Origin of the sequence: Arthrobacter sp. I3 (genome assembly GCF_000520575.1) — a bacterium.
GTDB lineage: Bacteria > Actinomycetota > Actinomycetes > Actinomycetales > Micrococcaceae > Arthrobacter > Arthrobacter humicola_A.
The window spans coordinates 1-3591 of record NZ_KI914913.1 but is presented as its reverse complement, the minus strand read 5'-3'; the positions used below and the strand labels follow the sequence as shown (position 1 = coordinate 3591).

Genomic DNA, 3591 nt, shown 5'->3' with positions numbered 1-3591 from the left:
ACCCACAACAAAGGCAAGCTCCGGGAACTCCGTGAGCTGCTCCGCGGCCAGGTTCCCGGGCTCGACGTCGACACGCAGGTGGTGGACGCCGGCGCCGTCGGTGCCCCCGACGTCGCCGAGACCGGCGTAACCTTCGCCGAAAACTCGCTGCTCAAGGCCCGGGCGGTGGCCGAGGCCACGGGGCTCGTGGCGATCGCCGACGACTCCGGACTGGCCGTGGACGTCCTCGGCGGCGCGCCTGGGATATTCTCGGCGCGCTGGTCCGGCCGGCACGGCGACGACGCCGCGAACCTGCAGCTGCTGCTCGCCCAGCTGGCCGACGTGCCGGACGAGTACCGCGGGGCCGCGTTCGTGTGCGCAGCAGCGCTGGCGGTGCCCGGGTCCTCGCCCGACGGCGGCCGGGAAGTCGTGGAATACGGGCAGCTGGAAGGGACACTCCTGCGGGAGCCGCGCGGGGAGGGCGGCTTCGGCTATGACCCCGTCCTGCAGCCGAACGGGCTGGACCGCAGTTGCGCCGAGCTCAGTTCCGAGGAGAAGAACGCCATCAGCCACCGGGGCCATGCGTTCCGGGCGCTCCTGCCGGCCATCGTCGAGGCCCTGGCCGGGAAGTAGCCGGCCCAACCAGGCTCAGGACGAAGGAAGGCGCCCCACACGGTGGGGCGCCTTCCTTGTTAACTGCTGCGTTTACTGCGGCACTGCGCTACGGGGTCCGGCGCTCTTCTTCGGGCTCATGCTCTTCGATGAATTCGTCCACGACGTCCGTGCCGTACTTCTCGGCCTGGCGCCTGGCGATGGCGCCCCGGATGACCTCGATGGCGATCGGGATCACGGAGACCAGCACGATGGCGATGAAGATGATGTCCAGGTTGTCCTTGACCCACGGCACTTTGTCCCCGAGCAGGTAACCCAGGAGCGTGACGCCGCCGCCCCACAGCACCGCGCCGATCACGTTGTAGGTGAAGAATTTGCGTTTGCTCATCTGCGCAACGCCCACGATCACCGGGACGAAGGTGCGGATGATCGGAACGAACCGGGCCAGGATCAGGGCCTTGCCGCCGTGCTTTTCGAAGAACGCATGCGCACTATCCACGTTTTCACGCTTGAACAGCTTGGAGTTGGGCCTGTTGAACAGGGCAGGTCCCGCCTTGGACCCAATCAGGTAGCCCACCTGGTTGCCGATGATCGCGGCGACGATGATGAGCGCGGTCAGGACCCAGATGTTGACCTGGATGGTGCCGGTGGCCACGAGCAGCCCGGCAGTGAACAGCATGGAGTCCCCAGGCAGGAAGAATCCGATCAGCAGCCCGGTCTCGGCAAATATGATGCCGCAGACCAGCAGGACCACCCACGGCGCGAAGGCCGGATTCGCCAGGAAAACTTGGGGGTTGAGCCAGTCCGGCAGGAAGGAGGCCAGGTGCGGCTGGACGGGGCCGGCGCCGCCAAGGGCGGACACGGCGAGGTCGCTCATTGCTAGTACGTTCACCTGTTAAGGGTACTTGACGGCAGGCTGCAGGCCCGGGAGCCCAGCCCCGGGGACCGTTCCCGGTGCGGGAGGATCCGTCCGCGGGCGGTAAAGTTGGGCCGTGACTTTGGACTTTACGGCGATCGACTTTGAGACCGCGAACGGCTTCCGCGGTTCACCGTGCGCTGTTGGCCTGAGCAAGGTCCGCGGCGGCGTCGTCGTCGAGGAAGCCTCCTGGCTCATGCGGCCACCGGAAAACCATGACACCTTCGACCACCACAACGTCCGGATCCACGGCATCCGGCCGGACCAGGTGGCGGGACTGCCGCGGTTCGGGGAGCTGTTCCCGGAGATCGGCGCGTTCATCGGCGGCGACGTGCTGGCGGCCCACAATGCAGGGTTCGATCTCGGTGTGATCCGCTCCGGCCTGGAGGTCTCCGGGATGCCCGGACCCGCCTACGACTACGTCTGCACGGTGATATTGTCCCGGCGCTGCTACTCCCTGGTGTCCAATTCGCTGCCCTACGCCGCCGAGGAGGCCGGGGTCCCGCTGATCAACCACCATGATGCCGCCGAGGACGCCCGGGCCTGCGCCGGCATCCTGATCGACATCGCCGCCCGCAACGGGGCAGCAAGCATCGCGGAACTCTACCTGTCCCTCGGCCTGACGGTGTCCCACCAGCCGGCGTTCGACCCCCGGCGCGACCCGCTGTCCAAGGCCACCCTGGCCGCAATGGAGGCGCTCGCCGGGGGAACAAACGGCGCGCCTCCGGGCCGGCGCTTCGTGGCCGGGTGGCCGGAGGAAGGCCCCAACCCGACACCCAACGCCGCCGCCAGCCCCGACCATCCGCTGTTCGGCCAGACCGTCGTGTTCACCGGCGAACTGGCGATTCCCCGCCCCGAAGCCAAGGTCCGTTCCGCAGAACTTGGCGCCAGGCCCGAAAGCCGGGTGACAGCCCGTACTACCGTTCTGGTGGTGGGCGACGGCTTTGTGGCCGCGGACCTGCGCTCCGGCCGGTTGACAGGCAAGGCGCGCCGCGTCCTGGAACTGCACGAACGCGGGCAACGCATCGAGGTCCTGTCCGAGGGTGAATTCCTCCAGATGGTCGGCGGACATCTGGCTGCCGTACCTGCCTGACCCGGTCCTGCCTGTCCGGGTTCTGCCTGTCCGGCGGTCACACGGCGCAACAATCATTCCTCCCACGGCGCGCCCGCTCGTAGCCTTGGCGGATGAGCAAACCCACGGATGCACAGGTGCCCACAGCGCCGGCCAAGTCAGCGCCGTCGGCGTCAATGCCAGCGGACTCGGCGTCGTCGGCGCCCGCGAAGTCAGCACCGGCGACGCGCGGAATTGACTGGCATCGGGTGTTCGCGTTTCCGAACCCGGTGAATGAGTACGCCGCCCGCATCACCGCGGCCCTGGTGGTGGCGCTGTCCGCCGTGACCCTGCTGACCGGTTTCGGGTGGGGGCTCGCCGTCATCGCGGCCGGTTTCTGGCTGCGCGTGCTGTTCGGTCCCCGGATCTCGCCCCTGGCCCAGCTCTCGGTCAAGGTCCTGACGCCCTGGCTCGGGCGGACCCGTCTTGTCCCCGGTCCGCCCAAGCGGTTCGCCCAGGGCATCGGCGCTGCCGTGTCGACGGCGTCGGCGGTGCTGCTGGCCGCCGGCCTCGCTCCGGCGGCGTGGGTGCTGCTCGCCGTGCTGATCGCCGCCGCGTCCCTTGAGGCGTTCGCCGGGTTCTGCCTCGGCTGCACCATTTTCGGCTTCCTGCAGCGCCGCGGGCTCATCCCCGAGGACGTCTGCGAAGCCTGCAACAACATCTCGCTCCGCGGCGCCTAGGATCCGGGGCGCTTAGGTCCGCGGCGCCTGGGTTCCGCCGAAGCGGCCGCCAGGGACGGACATGTCCTTGGGTGCTCTGCCGCCAGGGGACACGTCCTCCGGAGGCTCTGACGGGTGGACATAGTGGCAATATGTCCAGTCCCCGCCGCCTGAAATGGGCATGTCCTGAGGATGCCGCGGCCTGGGGATGGACATGTCCTTCGAGCCATGGGGCGACCGGACATGTCCCTGGGCGCTGCCGTCAGGGGCGGAGATGTCCTCCGGAGGCTCTGACGGGTGAAACATGGTGGCAA

Annotated in this window: 4 protein-coding genes; 3 read left to right on the top strand and 1 reads right to left on the bottom strand. The window is 68.5% G+C overall.

The window, feature by feature from the left end; translation table 11 throughout:
• Window positions 1-612, top strand: a 612-nt coding sequence (gene rdgB / locus Y706_RS0107015; protein ID WP_028276042.1) for an RdgB/HAM1 family non-canonical purine NTP pyrophosphatase, incomplete at its 5' end; no start/stop codon positions are given.
• Window positions 613-700: 88 nt separating this feature from the next.
• On the opposite strand, the gene Y706_RS0107010 is transcribed toward rdgB, so the two are convergent.
• The gene (locus Y706_RS0107010; protein ID WP_028276041.1) at window positions 701-1468 is read right to left on the bottom strand and encodes a VTT domain-containing protein; all 768 of its coding nucleotides are present in this window, start codon (window positions 1466-1468) and stop codon (window positions 701-703) included.
• Window positions 1469-1583: 115 nt separating this feature from the next.
• Here Y706_RS0107010 and Y706_RS0107005 point away from each other — a divergent pair, with 115 nt between their 5' ends.
• A complete protein-coding gene (locus Y706_RS0107005; RefSeq protein ID WP_028276040.1) occupies window positions 1584-2600 on the top strand; it encodes a 3'-5' exonuclease in 1017 nt (338 codons plus the stop codon).
• A 227-nt stretch (window positions 2601-2827) separates the two neighbouring features.
• The gene (locus Y706_RS0106995) at window positions 2828-3298 is read left to right on the top strand and encodes a DUF4395 domain-containing protein (protein ID WP_028276039.1); all 471 of its coding nucleotides are present in this window, start codon (window positions 2828-2830) and stop codon (window positions 3296-3298) included.
• The last annotated feature ends 293 nt before the right edge of the window (window positions 3299-3591 follow it).